This window comes from Sphingobacterium sp. UBA7038, assembly GCF_002494055.1.
Lineage (GTDB): Bacteria > Bacteroidota > Bacteroidia > Sphingobacteriales > Sphingobacteriaceae > Sphingobacterium > Sphingobacterium multivorum.
In genome coordinates this window covers 133391-153742 of record NZ_DLAV01000005.1, presented here as the reverse complement: position 1 = coordinate 153742, position 20352 = coordinate 133391, and the positions used below count along the sequence as shown (strand labels likewise).

At 40.1% G+C, this 20352-nt stretch carries 13 protein-coding genes; 8 read left to right on the top strand and 5 right to left on the bottom strand.

Going from position 1 to position 20352, the window contains the following annotated elements; all coding sequences use genetic code 11:
• Positions 1-5 precede the first annotated feature (5 nt).
• From B3H30_RS01770 to idi, 7 genes are all read left to right on the top strand, one after another.
• A complete protein-coding gene (locus B3H30_RS01770) occupies positions 6-2678 on the top strand; it encodes a carboxypeptidase-like regulatory domain-containing protein (protein ID WP_286803593.1) in 2673 nt (890 codons plus the stop codon).
• A gap of 36 nt (positions 2679-2714) precedes the next feature.
• The gene (locus tag B3H30_RS01765) at positions 2715-3479 is read left to right on the top strand and encodes an enoyl-CoA hydratase/isomerase family protein (protein WP_070562530.1); all 765 of its coding nucleotides are present in this window, start codon (positions 2715-2717) and stop codon (positions 3477-3479) included.
• 17 nt (positions 3480-3496) lie between these two features.
• Complete coding sequence (locus B3H30_RS01760) at positions 3497-4180, top strand: hypothetical protein (RefSeq protein WP_286767693.1); 684 nt, start codon at positions 3497-3499, stop codon at positions 4178-4180.
• 32 nt (positions 4181-4212) lie between these two features.
• Positions 4213-5949, top strand: coding sequence for a phospho-sugar mutase (locus B3H30_RS01755; protein ID WP_286803597.1), 1737 nt, complete (start codon positions 4213-4215; stop codon positions 5947-5949).
• Complete coding sequence (locus tag B3H30_RS01750; protein WP_201639932.1) at positions 5949-6491, top strand: NUDIX hydrolase; 543 nt, start codon at positions 5949-5951, stop codon at positions 6489-6491. The genes B3H30_RS01755 and B3H30_RS01750 overlap by 1 nt, the downstream gene beginning before the upstream one ends.
• Before the next feature lie 79 nt (positions 6492-6570).
• Entirely contained in the window at positions 6571-7884 is a 1314-nt protein-coding gene (locus B3H30_RS01745) for a nicotinamide mononucleotide adenylyltransferase (protein WP_201639933.1), read from the top strand.
• 76 nt (positions 7885-7960) lie between these two features.
• Complete coding sequence (gene idi / locus B3H30_RS01740) at positions 7961-8500, top strand: isopentenyl-diphosphate Delta-isomerase (RefSeq protein ID WP_286709763.1); 540 nt, start codon at positions 7961-7963, stop codon at positions 8498-8500.
• A gap of 72 nt (positions 8501-8572) precedes the next feature.
• On the opposite strand, the gene B3H30_RS01735 is transcribed toward idi, so the two are convergent.
• The 3 genes from B3H30_RS01735 to gcvP all read right to left on the bottom strand — a co-directional run bounded on the left by B3H30_RS01735 (position 8573) and on the right by gcvP (position 13363).
• Positions 8573-9400, bottom strand: a complete 828-nt coding sequence (locus tag B3H30_RS01735) for an N-acetylmuramoyl-L-alanine amidase (RefSeq protein WP_286709764.1) — start codon at positions 9398-9400, stop codon at positions 8573-8575.
• A gap of 226 nt (positions 9401-9626) precedes the next feature.
• Positions 9627-10283 (bottom strand): hypothetical protein, encoded by a 657-nt coding sequence (locus B3H30_RS01730; protein WP_286709765.1) that lies wholly within the window; start codon positions 10281-10283, stop codon positions 9627-9629.
• A 206-nt stretch (positions 10284-10489) separates the two neighbouring features.
• The gene (gene gcvP / locus B3H30_RS01725) at positions 10490-13363 is read right to left on the bottom strand and encodes an aminomethyl-transferring glycine dehydrogenase (RefSeq protein ID WP_286775219.1); all 2874 of its coding nucleotides are present in this window, start codon (positions 13361-13363) and stop codon (positions 10490-10492) included.
• A gap of 575 nt (positions 13364-13938) precedes the next feature.
• Here gcvP and ctlX point away from each other — a divergent pair.
• On the top strand, positions 13939-14889 hold the full coding sequence (gene ctlX / locus B3H30_RS01720) for a citrulline utilization hydrolase CtlX (RefSeq protein ID WP_112375186.1): 951 nt from the start codon (positions 13939-13941) through the stop codon (positions 14887-14889).
• A 141-nt stretch (positions 14890-15030) separates the two neighbouring features.
• Here the strand turns inward: ctlX and B3H30_RS01715 are convergent, their stop codons facing one another.
• Positions 15031-18210, bottom strand: a complete 3180-nt coding sequence (locus B3H30_RS01715) for a TonB-dependent receptor (protein WP_115046080.1) — start codon at positions 18208-18210, stop codon at positions 15031-15033.
• 292 nt (positions 18211-18502) lie between these two features.
• A complete protein-coding gene (gene bshC, locus B3H30_RS01710) occupies positions 18503-20092 on the bottom strand; it encodes a bacillithiol biosynthesis cysteine-adding enzyme BshC (RefSeq protein ID WP_112375184.1) in 1590 nt (529 codons plus the stop codon).
• Between the last annotated feature and the right edge of the window lie 260 nt (positions 20093-20352).

Genomic DNA, 20352 nt, shown 5'->3' with positions numbered 1-20352 from the left:
GTCATATGTACGCTAAATTACTGCTGTTAGTAAGCTGCCTGCTATTCACTTCGCTGGCGTCGGCCCAGATCGATCAGACCTTGCAGAAACTGGATACTTACCATGAACGGCACATCAAGGAAAAGATTTATCTCCATTTGGACAAAAATGATTATTCGGCTGGCGAAACCATGTGGTTTAAACTTTACTGTACCACCGCCCCTTTTAATTATTTGAGCAACATCAGTAAAATTGCTAATGTAGAATTGATTTCTCCCACCAATAAGATCATTAAGAGTATCAAAATTCCTATTACACTCGGTCTAAGTATAGGCGACTTCAATCTGCCGGACACTTTGGAAGAAGGCTCCTACCGCGTTAGATCATTTACCCGATGGATGCAAAATGACTCTGTAGCCAATTTCTATGAACGCGTCGTCCCCATTACAAATGGTCGATCTGATCATATCATAACGAAAAGTGAACTGGTCAAAAACGGAACAGAAAACATGTTCCAGATTAATCTGAAAACCATTCAGGGAGCCCCGCTGATTAATAACAACATCAGTTATACCCTACAACCGAACAACAATAAAGAGAAATCCGGCCGACTGAAATCAAACGATAATGGAACAATAGCGCTGGAATTGAAAGATGATTTTAAAGGCGGGACACTGTCTTTACAATTTCTTTCGCTGGATAAAAGACGTATTCTAAAAAGTTTTGTCATCCCGGATCCAAACAACCAAAATAGCATCCAAATTTTCCCCGAAAGTGGCGAACTAGTCAACAACATATTATCCAAAACTGGGTTCAAAATCCTTAGCCCTAATGGTTTAGGAAAAAAAGCAAAAATAAAAGTTGTGGAGGAAAATCAAACAACAGTTGCCGATTTTGAAACAAATTCACTGGGAATGGGAAGTATCCCGCTCGTCTTACAGACAGGAAAAAAATACGTCGCTACAGCCCTCTTCGAAGATGGATCGTCAACAAGTGCGTCATTACCGCCTGTACAGAATTCCGGATATGTTCTAACCGTAAATTCGGTACTAAAGGATAAGATTGCAGCGCAACTTTCCGCTACTGCAGACTTGGTCAATGGCAAAGATATTTATCTGGTAGCCCAATACAATGGCCTTGTACTTCATGCCGCTAAGCAGAAATTAAATGGAACGGAGATCTTATTCAATATCCCCAAAAAAAACCTGCCTTCTGGAGTTTTACAATTATCCATCTTAACAGATCAAATGGTTCCTATTGTGGAAAGATTGGTGTTTAACTACAATACGACATCGACCTTACTTCCTGTCGCCGTAGAACTCAACAAGCTTAGCTTCACAACACGCGATAAAGTGATTGCTAATCTTTCCGTTAAATATGATGATAGTGACACCACTAGGTTTGCCGCGCTTTCCGCATCAGTGGTAAACCTCAGCAAGGTTGATTCCACGACAAACCGTTATTATTCATCTATTGTCTCGGAGCTCCTATTGAAATCTGATCTTCGTGGCTTTATTGAACGTCCCAATTATTACTTTGAGGATTTAACGAACATTAGACTGACAGAGCTGGACAATCTTATGTTGATCCAAGGTTGGCGCAAGTTGGACTGGAAGAATTATACAAGTACAGCAACCGCTGCGTTCCTTCCTGAAAAAGGGCTTACCATAGCTGGGACCATCAAGAAAACGGCCCGCAAGGCTGTCGTTCCAAATGCCAAAGTAACAATTATACCGACGAGCAACATGTTGCTGAGTATAGATACACTGACCGATAATAATGGCCGATTTTCATTTGACGAACTTTTATTTGCAGACAGTGTCAAGTTTATTGTGACAGGTGATGGCCCTAAAGAGAAAAAAAGAGTTGATATTGTTATCGACAACCCGCTCACCCCACCACCTAATGCAAGTAAAGATCAACCCTTGTTGCTTAACGACATCAATAGCACCTTGCTTACACAACTGAAAAATAGTCAACAGTTTCTTGGCGAATTGGAAGCGGCTGGTATTATAGAAAAAAGTATCCGATTGGAAGAGGTACAGGTCAACAGGGTAAGAACAACTAAAGCCGACAAAAACTCCAGAAACCTGAATGGGCCAGGAAACGCCGATCAAGTCATCTCTGCAGACGAATTATCCGGCTGTGCTACATTTGCTCAATGCCTCAATGGACGGCTAAATGGTGTTATTTTTCGAAATGGTATCCCTTATAGCACAAGATCGATGAATAGTCCGATGCAAGTTGTTCTCGATGGAATGTATATTGAACCCGAACAAATAGATATGATCAACACGGCCGACATTGCGAGTGTTGAAGTCTTGCGTAGTATTGGAAACACGGCAATTTATGGCATGTATGGGGGCAACGGTGTTATCGTGATTACCAGTAAATCGGGAGATGCCATCTCCTCATCGTATACCCCCACAGGCATTGTAACCATCACGCCAAAAGGGTTATATGTGCCTCGAACATTTTTCAAACCCCAATACGATGCAACAATCCAAAATAAGCTTACACGCGACCTAAGGACAACAATCGCCTGGGAACCGAATCTGATCACGCCAAAAGATGGGAAAACACATTTCGAATTCTTCACTTCTGACGAACCCGGAACCTACAAACTAACCGTTGAGGGAATAAGTATGGATGGCAAAATTGCTCATCTCGAATATTTAATAGCGGTAAAACCACAATAGCAGAGCAAACAAATCGTTAAATTTAGAAACAAGGTTATGGAACATATTAAAACCAAAATAGAAGATCATATCTTAAGCATTTTCCTCGACAGGGGAAAGTCAAACGCCATAGACACACAGCTATTGAAGGAACTGATAGATACCTTGGAATCTTCCCAGCAAAATGAAGCTATTTATGGTGCAATATTGATTGGCAAGGAAAACTTCTTTAGCGCAGGACTTGATCTAATTACCCTATTCCAATATGATGAAGAACAAATTCGCGAATTCTGGAATTTATTTCTGGAAGCGACATCGCTACTCGCCGCTTTTCCAAAACCAATAGTTGCTGCAATATCTGGTCATAGCCCCGCTGGGGGCTGCGTACTGGCGCTCTGCTGTGATTATCGGATTATGGCCGAAGGGAATTTCGTGATCGGTCTTAACGAGATTCCTGTCGGACTAATCGTCCCTGAAAGTATATTTCAGCTTTATGCGTTTTGGATTGGAAAACGGAATGCGTACCAGAATTTGCTCGAAGGTAAATTGCTTTCTCCTGTAGAAGCAAAAACACAGGGTCTTATTGATGACATTGTTCCCGCTAATATACTCTTCAATACCGCAGCAAAAAAATTAAAACAGATCACGCAGTTCAACCAAAAGACATGGCAGACATCCAAATTGAACTTCCGAAAGGAAATAATCCTTAAATTGCGCGAGAATAGAGAAGAGACAATCCAGCACATCCTCGAACAATGGTGGCTTCCGTCAACGCGCTCTATTTTAAAGTCAATCATTGAAAACTTGACTTCAAAGAAGTAATATTAAACAAAATCATCATGAGAAATCTCTTTTTCTTTATTCTTATTTGTCTCACTGCTAGCACGATCTCCTGTAGAAATAGCAAAAAAGAGGATAAGGCTGTAAAAATCATTCAGGATTCAATTCCTGTGGATACCCTACAAAAACCTGACACGACTGAAAAGGAAGTAAAGAAAGAGAACTCCGAAACGCTGGAGGAGGTATTGGAGAAACTTGCCAAGGCATATGCAGAACAGGACAGTAAAACAATAAATTCCTATGTACATCCCAAATTGGGAATTTATATGATCTACCGTCCCGGCGCACTTGACTCTTATGTACACCAAAACAGTTTTAATTTTTCTAAACCTGTGCCAGAGTATCATTCTTATGAAAAATTAACGTACAAGGGCCCTTTGAAGTCCGGAAAACTACCTATTTTTGATTGTGGTACGATGAAGTGGGATAAATCCGGATTCTATTATGATAAAAAATCCCGCCCGAATGAACTATCTCAGACGGCAAAGTTCATGAATGAAATTCTTGATGCCAAAATTAGTAATACTGAATTACAGCGACTAAGGAACATAGAATCCAGAAGTTATAGAGCCATTATGACCTCCAATGAGCATGAGGAACCCTTTGTTTTTCATGTGACAAAAGAGGGAGAAAAATGGTATATTACAGTCATAGACCGCGCTTATGCCGGATGTGACGCATAGTATTTTGTAAATTTTAACCAAACTTAACGATAATGAAAAATTTAGATAAGGACATACAAAAGAAAATCGAAGATTGGTTAACCCCAAGTTATGATGAAGGAACTCGAAAAGCAGTTCAGGATTTAATCGACAATAATGAGGAGACGGAACTTACGGATTCTTTTTACAAGGATCTTGAATTTGGAACCGGAGGTTTAAGAGGCATTATGGGCGTTGGCTCTAATCGTATGAATAAGTATACGATCGGCAAAGCCACGCAAGGATTAGCCAACTATCTAAAGAAACAGTTCCCAGATCAGGAGATTAAAGTAGCGGTATCTTATGACAGCCGTAACAATTCGCAGGCTTTTGGCCAGCTGGTTGCCAACGTGTTTGCAGCCAACGGCATCAAGGTACATCTGTTCACGGCATTGCGCCCGACCCCAATGCTGTCGTTCGCCATCCGCCATTTCGGCTGTCAAAGTGGTGTTATGCTAACGGCTTCGCACAACCCAAAGGAATACAATGGTTATAAGGCTTATTGGAATGATGGATGCCAGCTGACTGCGCCACATGATAAAAATGTAATCGATGAAGTAAACGCAATCAATGCTGTGAACGACATTAAATTTGAAGGGAACACACACAATATCATTCCCGTCGGCGATGAAATTGATCAGCTCTATATTGACGCCAATAAAAAATTAAGTATTCATCCTGAAGCGGTACTCGCTCAAAAAAACTTGAAAATTGTTTTTTCGCCGATACATGGAACCGGAATTACTATTGTCCCTAAAATGCTGGAAGCCTGGGGATTTGAAAATGTTTCAGTCGTTGCTGAACAAGCCACCCCTGATGGCAACTTTCCAACAGTAATCTATCCAAACCCCGAAGAGGAAGATGCGATGGCCTTAGCAAAGAAAAAAGGAGAAGAAATTGATGCTGATCTTGTATTAGCAACAGACCCTGATGCCGATCGTGTAGGTATTGCCGTAAAAAATAGTAAGGGCGAATTCCAACTGCTCAATGGTAATCAGATCGGAAGTCTACTGATATATTATGTCTTAAGCGCAAAAAATGAGCTAAAACAACTCGGATCGAATCCATATATTGTAAAAACCATCGTCACCAGCAACTTACAAGCCGATATTGCAGATCACTATGGTGTAAAACACTATGAAACCCTTACTGGCTTCAAATATATCGGTGAATTGATTACCAATTTAGGTGATTCAGCACAATATCTTGTGGGCGGAGAAGAAAGTTATGGTTTCTTAGTAGGCGATTTAGTGCGTGACAAGGACGCTCCAAACTCTTGTGCTTTCCTAGCCGAAATGACCGCCTATTTCAAAACAAAAGGAAAAACAGTTTACGAAGTCCTGTTAGATATCTACAAAGAATTTGGCTGTTATCAAGAAAAGCTCATTTCTCTTACAAAAAAAGGAAAAGCTGGTGCCGAAGAAATTCAAGCCATGATGAATGGCCTACGTCACAATCTACCAACGATACTGGGAGGAATAAAAGTCAAAGAAATCAGGGACTACCAACTTTCCCAAACCACAGATATGAGTACAGGGGAGCGAAGAGCAATCTCGTTACCAAAGTCTGATGTGTTGCAATTTATTACAGTAGATGGCGATGTGATCTCTGCCAGACCCTCAGGAACAGAACCCAAGATTAAATTTTACTGTTCTGTAAAAGAAAACTTAACGGATACTGCAGATTATGTCGATGTGCAAACTGTTTTGGAAGAGAAGGTTGACCGTATGATGAAAGATATTGTAGGCTAATGGACAAGTGGAAACTATTATCCTCTGCATATATCTGTAAAGAGCCTTGGGCCACGCTGCGCAGAGATACTTGTGAGCTTCCGGATGGACGGATCAATGATCATTATTACGTACTGGAGTATCCCGATTGGGTCAATATGATCGGAATCACTGAGCAGAACGAGCTTTTGGTCATTAAGCAATACCGCCATGGAGCCGGCATTATTGCATTGGAGATTCCCGCAGGGACAACAGAAGCGGGAGAAGATCCTAAAAATGCCGCTGTGCGTGAAATGCTTGAAGAAACAGGCTATCAATTTGATCAGATTGAAGAGATCGCCACACTTTATGCCAATCCGGCGACAAGTGGCAATATCACTTATACTTATCTGATGACAGGCGGCAAAAAAGTTCAGGAACAGGACTTAGATGAACATGAAGAAATCGAAGTCTATCGTATACCGCTTGAAGAAGCGAAAAGGATGCTACTGGACAACAAATTCAACCAGGCACTCCATGCGAGTGCACTATTCTATGCTTTTAATAAATTAGGCTTGTTATAAAACAAGCCTAATTTTATTCTGTTTTTTTCATTCATACTTTTAATTTTCACTAGCATGCTGATTTTTGTACCTTTGCGTCATGGCAAGAGAAATTTTTGAAACCAAACGAAAGGCCCTGAAAATAAATCTGAACCCAGAGATTTATGGAACCTTTGCAGAAATCGGTGCTGGACAGGAAGTCGCACGTAACTTTTTCAACGCAGGAGCAGCATCAGGCACAATTGCTAAAACAATGTCGGCTTACGACATGGCTTTCAGTGATGCGATTTATGGTGAAGAGGCTGATGGTCGTTACGTCAGCAGAACACGTTTAAAGAAAATGCTCTCCCATGAATTCGATCTTCTTACTCAACGGCTTCATGGCGATAAATACTGCAACAAAAAATTCTTTGCCTTTGCAGATACCGTAACAACGCTCAATTTCACGAAGACAAATGAACCTCATGGCTGGATCGGACTTCGCTTCCAGCATGAAGTGGGAGGCCCTACAAATGATATTATTGTCCATGTAAGACTGCTAGACAGCGACAACCAATTACAACAAAAAGTTTTAGGTATCATTGGTGTTAACCTGTTATTTGCAGCTTATTATTATACAGACAATGTGCAGACCATGATCGAATCATTGGTCGATAACCTTTCTGTTGGTTCCGTTGAGATTGACCTGGTTAAATTAAACGGACCGCTGTTTGAAAACGTCAACCAACGTCTCATCAACTTATACCTGATCGCAAAGGGATTTGCTAAAGCCGCAATATTCCAGCCTGATGGCAAAGCAGTACAAATCAAAGATTATCTGTACAAAAAGAACATTATTTTACTTCGTACCAAATACCGTCAGAAATCCCTTCCAAACTTTGATCTCTTCAATCTTGCCGTTGAACAGTTCAAAAAAAATACGGGTGCAACTGACGCAGACACCATTGTATTAATTGAGGTGCTGATGGGAAATGTCCTGGAAGACACGCATGAAATTACAGGTGAGGACCTTCAAGAATTTGCTTCTAGAGCTGACGAATTATGTGCAACAGGCAATAATATTATCGTGAGCAACTTTAGAAGAAATAATCATTTAGCAGAGTTTATAAGCAACTTTAAGCCCAAAAACATTGGAATTGCAACCAACGTTTACAATTTAAAGAACATTTTCAATTCAGATAATTATAATAAAGAGCTATACACAAATGAACTCCTTTCCTATATCTCTGGAATGTTCAACAAAAATGTGAAACTCTATGCATATCCTTATCTCTTGAAAAAAGAAAATAAGATTATTACGACGCACAATATGCCCGTTTCTGAAGAAGCCAAACCTTTGTTTGAATTCTTAATTAAAAACGGCTATATCATCGATATTGAAAATTACGACGAGAAATTTGTAAAAACCGTATAAGCAAATCGTCTGCAAAATTTAAATTCATTATCTAGCCCAATTTTCTTAAATTGGGCTATCTTTATTTTTATGCCTTATGACGCAAGAAAATGTAATCCTGGTTGACAGCAATGACAATATGATTGGTAGCATGGAGAAATATGAAGCCCATGAAAAAGGGCTATTGCACCGTGCTTTTAGTGTATTTTTGTTCAATGATCAAGATGAATTACTGCTGCAACAAAGAGCTTTAAGTAAATACCACTGTGGCGGACTTTGGACCAATAGCTGTTGCTCGCATCAGCGTCTGGGAGAAACTAACGTAGAGGCCGCCAAAAGGCGCTTAATGGAAGAACTGGGCATTACAGCAATGGACCTTCAAGATACCTTCTCGTTCGTTTATAAGGCTCAATTTGACAACGGACTTACGGAGCATGAATTCGATTATGTCTTATTTGGAAAATTTAATGGAACTCCAGAATTTAACGAAGAAGAAGTTGCCGAAACAAAATACTTGAATCGGCAGGAAATTCAAGATGCAATACAACAGGCACCCCAGCAGTTTACGCCCTGGTTCAAACTCATCTATGAACGTGCTTTTGATACGTATTTCAGTATATATAAAAACAAATTATAACGGTCATATACCATACAAAAAAGATCCTGCCTTTTAAAAAGCAGGATCTTTTTTCTTTCGTTTGGTGAAGCACTATAAGAATTTTTTATAGATGGAATAAAGAATCTTAAGGTCATTCTCTCCCATGAACGCTGTATTTACGTCCTGCTGAATGTAGTGAATCTTAAATGCTTTTATTGCTGCATCCAGGTTACTCACATCGTATCCGATGATACGTAATGCCATTTTCGGATTAAAGTCTGCTGGCGGCGTCTCTAAATAGTCCTCATACCAAAAACCGAATCCTTGATCAGCCAGTTTTTTCCAAGGAAAACGTGATGGATCGTTTTTTCGAGTTGGTGCCAGATCCATATGTCCAATAAAATTTGCCTGCGGAATTCTATAAGTCGTTTTTAAATAGGCCAGCAACTGCGTCAAGGCATTTATCTGTGCATCAGTCCAAGGGTCAGTGGTCCCATTATTGTCTAGCTCAATGCCAATAGAAGAAGAATTGAGGTCCGTATCATTGCCCCATTTCCCCAACCCTGCATGATGCGCACGATAGAGGTCATTGACCATCTGCACTACTTTCCCATCCCGACCGACCACATAATGGGAGCTTACACCTGCTTTCGCGGAATGAAATGTACGGATGGTCTGTCCCAAGGAATCCTGTGCTGTATGATGAATAACAACAAAATTGGGCTTACGGATACCGAAATTAATCGAGGCGATCCATTGTTGATCTTTGACATTCACCTTCTCCAATTGACCGGTAACAGGCGATTGTTTATAGAGTTTTGACAATTCTTTTGCTTGCTTCTTATATACCTTTTCAGTCTTTGCGTATTTCCCCCCCGCACAGGACGCAAGCAATGCTGTCGCGACAAGAAGATTGATTGATAATTTTACAATTTTCATAACGAAATGTTTCAACGCAAACTAAAGCAAATTTGCCAACAAAAGCAAATTTATTAAGTCCATCTTATTGTCCGGGATATTTTCCAAACGCTCTTTTCTCATGCATATGTGGGACAATGTTGGTTGTTAAACTGGGACAATACAGTTTTAAAAAAAGCCCAAACCAATGTTTGAGCTTTTCCCTATCAACTATGCATTTCTTCTTTATAGAATAATTACGTTTTTATTATTTTAGTGCGCTGAGGTTTAATTTTGGCAAAAAACCTTTTAGCTCGTCCAGGCTATACCCATTTCCCCGAAGGGTAATTAAATAGCGATCTTTCTCGAGATAACTTATTTCGGAATTTTTCGCCGTTGAGCCTTCCACTCCTTTGCTATCCGTTGTTTTTGCCCGTTTGCCTTCAAACTCGCCAGTTTTTTCTATTTCAGTATCTGTAATTTTCTCTGAATCTACCATGAAGCCCATTTGCGCTAAGCCCACGATTGCCGAAGCTGTCTCGCCCGCCCCATCAATAATATTGACTTTAATTTCCTTTTGGTTATCTACAGTATATGTCGCCTCTCCAGATACAACCTCTGCCCCATACATGGATCCGCCAGAATAGGAAGTTCTTTTTAAACCATCTAAGCTTTCCGGTAAAAAAGCCTTCAACTCTTCCGAACTTAATGGTTTTTCGGATTTAAGTTTGGCTTGAAGGTCTTCCAATTTTTTTGCTCCATCACTCAGGTTATCCAAGTTGGATACTCCTTTAACTACATCCGAAATCCCAGCCTCTTTCTCCTTAGCATCTTCACTCCCTTCACTGGATTTGCTGTTGCCGCAGCTCGCGACCAAAAGGCCCAGTCCTAAGAGAACAGGCATTACTTTCCATTGTCTTTTCATGATTATCAGTTTTAATTAAAACGCCAAAAAGAACAAAATAATATAATTAATCTAAATTTTAAAATCTGTTTGTATACGATCCTTCGACGGTAAAGTTTAACCAGAGTTCCATTCTATTTTTCTTTTACCCATGCACCTGAACAGATTGCACAAAAAAAGGCTCCTATACGAATATAGAGGCCTTCATTATATTATAGCTACCGAGACTATGCTTCGGCGTACTCTTCAATAGATGGACACGAACAAATCAATGTACGGTCACCTTGAGAGTCGTTTACACGACCTACCGAAGGCCAGAATTTCCGTTCTCTTACATACTCCAATGGGTATGCGGCTGTTTGACGGCTGTAAGGTCTATCCCACTCGTCTGCGGTTACAACCGAAGCAGTATGTGGTGCATGTTTCAGTACATTGTTAGCTTGATCTACCGCTCCTGCTTCAACCGCTGCGATCTCTTCACGGATAGCAACTAATGCATCACAGAAACGATCCAATTCAGCCTTAGACTCTGATTCAGTAGGCTCAACCATCAATGTTCCTGCAACAGGGAAAGAAACAGTTGGTGCGTGGAAACCATAATCCATCAAACGTTTTGCAATATCTGCAACCTCGATACCAAAGTTTTTGAATCCACGGCAATCTAAGATCATTTCGTGTGCACAACGTCCGTTAGTACCTGAATAAAGTACTGGATATGCATTTTCTAAACGCGCTTTAATATAGTTTGCATTTAATATTGCTGTTCTTGTCGCATTTGTCAAACCTTCACCACCCATCATCGAAATATAGGCATGGGAAATAAGCAAGATTGATGCTGAACCAAATGGAGCTGCAGAAACGGCAGAGATGCCCTCTTCACCAGAAGTAGAAACCACTTCGTGGTTAGGTAAGAAAGGAACCAAGTGTTTTGCAACACCGATAGGCCCCATACCTGGACCTCCTCCACCGTGAGGAATACAGAATGTTTTATGGAGGTTCAAGTGACAAACATCAGCGCCAATATGGCCTGGGCTTGTCAATCCAACCTGTGCATTCATGTTCGCACCGTCCATGTAAACCTGACCACCATTTGCATGAACAATTTCACAGACTTCAATAATAGACTCTTCAAATACACCGTGTGTAGAAGGATAAGTCACCATCAGTGAGTTCAAGTTTGCAGCATGTTCAGTCGCTTTTGCTCTTAAATCTGGAATATCGATATTTCCCAATTCATCACATTTCACAACAACCACTTTCAATCCAGCCATAGAAGCAGAAGCAGGGTTCGTTCCGTGTGCAGAAGCAGGAATCAAACAGATATTACGTCCGTGATCACCACGGCTTTCATGGTAAGCACGAATAACCATCAGACCAGCATACTCACCTTGTGCTCCTGAGTTTGGTTGGAAGCTCATTTTTGCAAAACCAGTGATCTCAGACAACCAATCGTTCAATTCGCCAATCATTTGCATATATCCAGAAGTTTGATCTGCAGGAGCAAATGGATGCAAACCACCAAATCTCGCCCAAGTAACTGGTACCATTTCGGCTGTAGCATTCAATTTCATCGTACATGACCCCAATGGAATCATCGAGTGGCAAAGCGATAAATCTTTTGCTTCCAAAGATTTGATATAGCGCAACATCTCATGTTCAGAATGATAGCTATTAAAGTTTGGATGTGTTAAGTAGGCAGAAGTACGTACTAAATCGGCAGGAATTGAAGAACCTAAATTCTCTTCCAATGCATCGAAATCTACGTCATTCAATGTTTTACCTTGAATTTTAGCAAATACTTTGACAATTGTCTTGATATCTTCGTATGTCGTTGTTTCGTCGATAGCAATTGAAACTTCCGAACCATTGTAATAGAAGTTTAATTCGTTATTTAATGCTTCAGATTTCAAAGCACCAGCATGTGCACCTAAGTCTACACGTAGTGTGTCAAAATAAGCTGCATTCAATTGCGTATAACCCAATGATTGTATTGCTTGATCCAATAGGTTGGCCAATGCATTGATACGTGATGCTATATTTTTGATTCCTTCAGGGCCATGGTATACGGCATAGAAAGAAGCCATAATCGCTAAAAGAGCTTGTGCAGTACAAATATTAGAAGAGGCTTTATCACGGCGGATATGCTGTTCACGAGTCTGCAAAGCCATACGCAATGCATACTTTCCATTTGAATCGGAAGTAACACCGATGATACGACCAGGGATATTACGTTTAAAGCTGTCGCGTGTCGCAAAATAGGCTGCATGAGGACCACCAAAGCCCATCGGTACACCAAAACGTTGGGAATTACCAACAACAACATCTGCACCCCATTCTCCCGGAGGCGTTAATAATGCTAAGCTCATCAAATCTGCCGCCGCACACACGGTAATATGCTTACTGTGAGCTGTAGCCGCAAATGATTTATAATCGACAATGGAGCCATCAGCAGCAGGATATTGAACAAATGCAGCAAATACATCGTCTGTTAATTCTGGTTCAGCAATAGCCGCAATTTTAAGCTCGATACCAAAAGACAAAGCACGGGTCTTCAATACATCAATCGTCTGCGCATAGGCATTGTTCGACACCAAGAAAACATTAGCATCTTTATTTTTCCGAGCTGAATAAAGCATAAACATGGCTTCAGCTGCAGCCGTAGCTTCATCCAGCAAAGAGGCATTGGCAATTTCTAAACCTGTGAAATCACAAATTACAGTCTGGAAGTTCAATAAAGCTTGTAACCTACCTTGTGCAATCTCCGCCTGATAAGGCGTATACTGCGTATACCATCCTGGGTTTTCAAATACATTGCGTTGAATGACGCCCGGAAGGATTACATCGTAGTAACCTTGACCAATAAAAGATTTAAAAACTTTATTTTTCTCAGCGATTTCCGCAATACGCTTTAAATAGGCTACCTCAGACAATGCTTTGGGAAGATTTAAAGGCTTTGGAGCACGAATTTGAGAAGGGACCGTTTGGTCAATAAGCTGGTCAATTGACGAAACGCCTAATTTAGCCAACATTTCATTCGCTTCAACTGGACTTGGGCCATTGTGGCGACTTTCGAATTTTTCTTGGAAGTGTATATTGCTCATGTGTGCAAAAAGTTAACGCTTATAGATAGTTAGCGACATAATAATTAGGCAATTAACTCTCTTATAAACAGTCGTTTTTTGGATGAGCAAAGATAGCAAAATAAATGACTGAAAACGAAGCAAAAAAGTGGATAAAAAGTCAGTTTTACTGAGCTACCGAAATGCATTCGATTGTCTTTGTCAATTAATTTTTGGATTAACCTCAAACATACAGGTTGTTCATTATAAATATAACAAACAATACAACAATCGCTTGCCACAATTTTAAAAAAAGATAGGGTTATCTGCTATTTCACCCCCGCATTTCTTTCATTACTTCACTATCCTTTTTTGCAATGCCCATGAATTTTCAATAAATTAGTATATGTACCAATTGTAAAGTGACTTCGAAATAACGATATACACTTTTTTGCTAAGAACAACTGATATCAAGGGTATGTTGCGATCAGAAATCTTAACAAAGAAAACATTATCCAGCTAGGGAAGCATCTCTTTTGACAAATGTAAATTATCACAAAAAACGAATATCATTTCTTTTTAACGAATATAAAACAGCGAAGTAACGATTATAAACCATGAGAAAACAGGTAACAGACAGCGTTCTTTTAGTAAGACCCTCTGTCTTCCGTAAAAATGAACAGACTGCGGTCAACAACTTCTTCCAAAAGGATATCGAAAATCTCAGTACAGAAGAAGTCAACAAAGAAGCGCAAGGAGAATTTGACGCGCTAGTAAATGAATTGAAGTCACATGGAATTTTGGTGACTGTCATTCAGGACGACGAAAAATCAGAAAGCCCCGACAGTATATTCCCCAATAATATTGTCTCCTTTCATCAGGATGGAAAAATAATTTTCTATCCTATGTTTGCTCCAAATCGTCGAAAAGAACATTTATTGGATTTCGAAGGTCCATTGAAGCAAAACGGTTATTATGTAAAACTAACTAAGGATCTCAGTGAAGCCGAAAACAACAAACAATATCTGGAAGGCACTGGCGCACTCGTTTTGGACCGTGCGCACCGTATAGCCTACTGTGCCTTATCCGAAAGGGCAGACAGAAGTATGCTCGATGAATATTGCAGAACTGAAAACTATACACCTGTTGTATTTCACGCCTTCCAAACTGTCCATGGAGAGCGGAGACCTATCTATCACACCAATGTGGTGCTAGCCGTAGGCGAAGACTTCGCTATCTTATGTCCGCAGGCAATTGACGATCCCGCCGAGCTCAAAACCCTGCTGAAAAGTTTGAAAGATACAGGCAAGGAGATCATTGAAATCAACGAGAACCAACTCGAATCTTTTGCGGCAAACTGCCTCCAAGTGAGAAACAAATATGGGAATCGGTTTATTGTCCTGAGCAATCAGGCTTTATCCTCATTGACTTTATACCAAACAGCGCAATTAGAAAAGCATGGCAAAATTATTCATCAGGATCTTCATGTTATCGAAACATGTGGTGGCGGAAGTGTGCGTCACATGATGGCCGAAGTTTTTCTTCCGAAAGAAAAAGTCCTTGTATAGCGATTAAAGATCTGCCTACAAACCCTATTGCATGTAGACCTCGATAAGCTTAGATCTAATGAATATAAAAGACGAATCCCTCAAAACTATTGCTTTTGAGGGATTCGCCATGAAAAGTGTATTTTATATCGTTTTATGTGATTAGAACGAATACCTTAATCCCAATTGGAATTGATAAGGGTTACCCGAAGGTGATACAATTCCAGAGTTGTTTACATTATAATTAAACTGCTGTTTCGTAACATCAAAAGGCACCAATTTCTCTCCCGCGGCATCCTTTCCGCCTAAAGCATATAGATTTTGATTACCCAAAGACTCATTTACGCCCCAAGTCTTCTTAAATAAGTTGGCAACATTGAAAAGATCTCCCGATACCTCCAATGCATGGTTTTTATATAAATTGAATTTTTTAGCGATTCTAAGGTCGATCAAGCCATAAAAACCATTCACTCCACCATTACGCTCAGCTATTTTACCTTGATATTTTTTAATAAAATCTTTAAGGCTCTGACTCGCTTCTGGATTATTCAACAAATTATTCAATCCAGTAATCAGCTGTTTTGACGTATTGGGATTATTGGGATCAAAGATAAAGGCCAGATCATTGTCCCCAGCAACAAAGTCTCCATTTATATTTCCGCCGGCCAACAAACTGTATCGCGTACCGCCAATACCGGAGTACCGTACTCCCACGCTGACACCATAAAATGTTGGTAAAGTGCCATAGATCACAATCTTATTGCGGAATTGATTGTTCGAATAACTCATCTTGCTAAAATCGCGCGGATCATCTTTTACTGCCAAAGATAAGGTCGCTGTATTCGCCACGTTTCCATTGAAAGAAGTATTATCTTTCGCATCATTCCAGGTATAGCTAACCGATATAGATCCATCTTTGTAATATTGATAACTTGCATCCAATACGACTGCAAACTGATTCACTTTTCCTTCAGAGTTCAATTCTAGTACGCGGCCGAATTTATTGGAAATCCTTCCTTTTTTCCAATCCGGAGCCCCATCAACAATCGATGCCGCAGGAACAAAAACTCCCCTATTGTCTTCATTCGCTAATCTGAAGAACGGATCTTTCACCATATTACGATCCACATACATATAGTTATTACGCCCAAGATTCATATACCCTGAAAGACTCGCTTTTAACTTTTCGGTAAAGAAATGCGTATAAGATACATTTGCCTTGTAGACTACTGGAATTTTAGCGTCGGGTCCATAGGTATTGATCGTAGGTACTTGAAACTGCGCCAATGTTGGTGTTGTTAACGGGTCCTTTCTATAGCCCACAAAATTAGGTGTAGGTACATCATTACCTCGGACATCAACCGTCGCAAAATGCTTACCGTCAAAAGTCAAGTTATTGATGGTCATATAATTGTTAATATCTGAAGCGAAAACACCTGCTCCTATCCGGAAAAAGTCCTTTCGTTCTTCATTCACATCCCAAGTCATCTGGAAACGCGGCTGTACAACAAAAGATTTCAATTTATGATCTGTACGTACCCCAACTTCTTTCAGCAATTCTTCATTCAAAGGAGAGGTTGGATAATGACCATAATCCAATCGTAATCCCGCAACTAGATCCAACCCCTGTGCCAACTTGGTCTGTAACTGACCATATGCACCGGCATTGAATATCTTACCGACCACAGCTGGATCACTTACCAAAGGAACTTCACGATAATAAGCATATGGCTTCATGTCGTCAAAGTTTTGCATGGCTGTCTTTCCATCACTCGGCCTAAAGTGAAAGCGTCCATTGACCTCACTTCCATAAATCGAGTTTGCATGGGTATACATCAAGTCGACCCCAAAGGTATAATTGATATTATCGGTACTGTAATAGATATTATTAACAAGCTGAAATACATTATTTTTAAAAGATTCCTGTGCAAAACGATGTCCGCCCAATTGCAATGTGGTCTTTTTATCTTCTCCAGCGACCTTAGATACTGCATCCTCTACAATTGCACGGGGAATATTTTGACTAGGTAAAAGATCTCCTGGACTACTTTTTTGATAGGTATAGAGATGTTGTACTTTCAATTCATTTGTTACCTTAGGTGAAATAGTCGTACGCAAAGTTGCCAATAGACTGTTATCAATGTTTTTATCATTTCCGTAAGATTCATACAAGGTAATTGGCTTATTATCCTGTAATCCCAACTTATTATTATCACTTGTAAAGTTATTTCGGATCGTCAATAAGTTTTTCTCATTAATTTGCCAGTCAATTCTTCCAAAAATCGCGTCAGACCCTCGCTTTTTATCAAAAGCGCCATATTGACGTTCATTGCCCAATCCATACTTGTTACGTCCAATATTAACAAACTCATCCAAGGTGGCATTAGTAACATTAAATCTCTTCTCGTCGGCCTCAGAATTGATATCCGCAATAATCAGTGGGCGGGCATCCCGTTGATGATCCCATGCAACAAAATAATGCAATTTGTCTTTAATGATCGGACCGCCCAATGTAAATCCATATTGATAGGTAGAAAAATCATTGCTTCGTTTGTTTCCTCTGATATCGTAGGGACTGGACAACCAATCGGCCCTTGAATAAAGCCAAGCGCTTCCGTGCGTTTGATTTGTTCCCTGTTTGGTCACCGCACTAACGGTTCCGCCGCCCGCTCTTCCGTAGGTTACGTCATACTGGTTGGTGACCACTTTAAATTCCCGGACTGCTTCTATCGAAATGGAGAAAGGTGCGCCGCTACGGCTGGTTGTCGAACCTGCAGAAGTCGGATTTTTGGCATTCATACCATCGATGGTAAAATTGGTAGAAGAGCCCAACTGGCCACCGATATTATCTCCCTTACTCAAAGGAGACAAATCCATTAGCGACGTAAAATTCCGGCCGTTGACAGGCAACTTCGCGATATCCCTGGCTGTAACCGCGGTAGCGGCACCTAGATTTTCTATTTTATTCTTCAGCGTACTTATTCCTGTTAATTCAATAGTTTCCAATACATTCGACGTGTTTTGAATAGGAATGGTCAAGCGTACAATATCACCCTGATTTAAATTAAATCCCGAACGAACTTGTTCGCCATAACCTATATAAGTTACTTTGACGGTATAGGGACCACCTAAAGGCAACTCCTTAAAGTTGAAATCACCATTTGCATTGGTTGAGGTCTTCGTTGTGAAACCGGTCGATTCATTCCGTACTTCGATGGAAGCACCATGAACCCCTTTGTTGTTCTCGTCCGTAATCTTTCCGGAAAACCCGGCTTGGGTCGTTTGTGCGTACAACCCTGTTCCAAGTGCGATGGCACACGTTGTAAGTAGAAATTCTTTCATTTAGTTGTTGGTTGTGATAATGAAAGCAAAACTACATCGGAACTGTAAACAGGAGCTAAACGAAATATTATGAAATTATAAACAAAGCATTTCAACGTGTATATAAACAAAATGAAACTTCTTTAGGAAAAAAAGACAATATCGGAAAAGGCAACAAAAGTATTTTAATATAGGGATAGAAATATCCCGATACTGCAAACATCATGATTTAGCAGACAGTAACAAAAAGAACGCAAACTGAAAATTCTTTCTGGCCAATAATATCACAAAAAAGTCAGCCGAAGCTGACTTTCTAATATAAAATTGTAAACTTAAAATCCAATGGATTAAAGTACTTGTAAAGGTCCCTAAAGAGGCTATCACCATATTTGACATAAAGCAAAGCGAAATTTTCAGAGCGCTCCTGCAGTCCTCCACCCGGAAAAAGCTTTTCCTTCACGTTATCAATATCCGTTAAAGCATGCTGATGGTTCCGCTTCTCAGCTTTCATCAGCTTTTTCTCCAAATTATTGATCGCTTTCTTTAACCTTGCTTTTACGGCTTCAGTGCTAGGACCCAAACTTGGATCTATTTTATGAGTTCTTAACCTTATCTTACCAAAAATGGCGTTCAGCTCCATCCATTCGTCATTGAGATTCAGTCGTTCTTTGGTATGACGTCGAACATACTCTTTTTTCAGCACTTCTGCCGGCCGAAAAATACTCTTAAATGTAAGATCAACACGAAACAACTTAGCTGCAACGTTGTCCTCGGTAATCATTGCTGAGTTACGAGGGATCAAAATTGGAAAATCTACCTGATATTGGTCAAAGTTGGATTTTAACTGCATCCAATAGACCATTTCGGCGCCACCGCCAATATAAGCAAGATTGGGAAGTATAATTTCTTGATACATCGGCCGCATGACCACATTTGGACTGAAACGCTCTGGATAACGCTCGATCTCCTGCTCCAGCTCTGCTTTGGTAAAATAAATATGCTGGTGCAATACTTCGTATCGGCCGTCAGCAGTCAGTACTAAACGCTCTCTAAATTCGTCCGTCAAATAAAAGAAATTAATCTCACGGGCATGCACTTGGGTAGAGAAACCATTTGATTCCAACTCTTCCGATCGCGCTGTTATTGCCTTAAAGCTTTTTTCAGAGAAGATATCTTCCTTAATAATTGGCTTGAACAGTTCCTTCAATTCCCGGTCATCTGCATCGACGATCAAAAGACCGTAAGACTTAAACAACTCATTGACCATATACCGTGTTGCATCTGCTAATCGATCATGGTTCAAATAGGCTTCTTCTACAATGCGTGTCAGCCTGGTCGAATTTTCGGAAAGCCCTAAAATATTGGTATACTGCTTCACAGCATCAACGATTGTTGCGGTATCCATTCGCCCCGTAGCAGAAACAGCAGGAGTATCCCAAGCAATTTTCTTACCGAAGACTTTGGTGTGGTTGATCTCTTCAAAATCATGATCTTCGGTTGCCATCCAATATACTGGAATAAACGTTTTATCAGGATGCTTGGCATGTAAATCTTCAGACAAACGTATTGCCGTCATGATTTTAAAAATAAAATATAAAGGCCCTGTAAAAATATTGAGCTGATGCCCAGTTGTAATGGTATAGGAATTTTGGTCGAGCAACAGTTCTATATTGGCCGCTACAGCAGGAGAATCCTTTAATAGTTCGCCATATTGTTTTTTAAGACGCTCAACAAGAATTTCCCTGTGTTCAAATTTCTTCTTTTCGTTCAATTGCTTTTCAAAACCAGCCCAGGTAGGCCAATTCCCAACAAAAGGTTTTAAGGCTTCATCATGTGCCAAATAGGCTAATAAAGTCTTGGAGAAGCTATTTGTTTCACTATATTCAATATAAGTTGCCTTCATCTGCAAATTTTATTAATTATTCTCTATTCTTAATTGATAACGAAAATCCCCCAAAGCAACCTGACATGGCAGTGAATCTTTTCCGTTAATAGAACCTATTTTCAATTTCAATCAGAAGGCTGATTCATCCTGAAACTACAGGCTTTCTTGAATCTGATTTTAAACGGCTATAGATTGTTTAAAATGGGGATTGTACGTTTACAAATGTATCTAGTTTGCCCCGACAAAATAGTGAATTTTCACAAAAAGCTTGTCCCGCT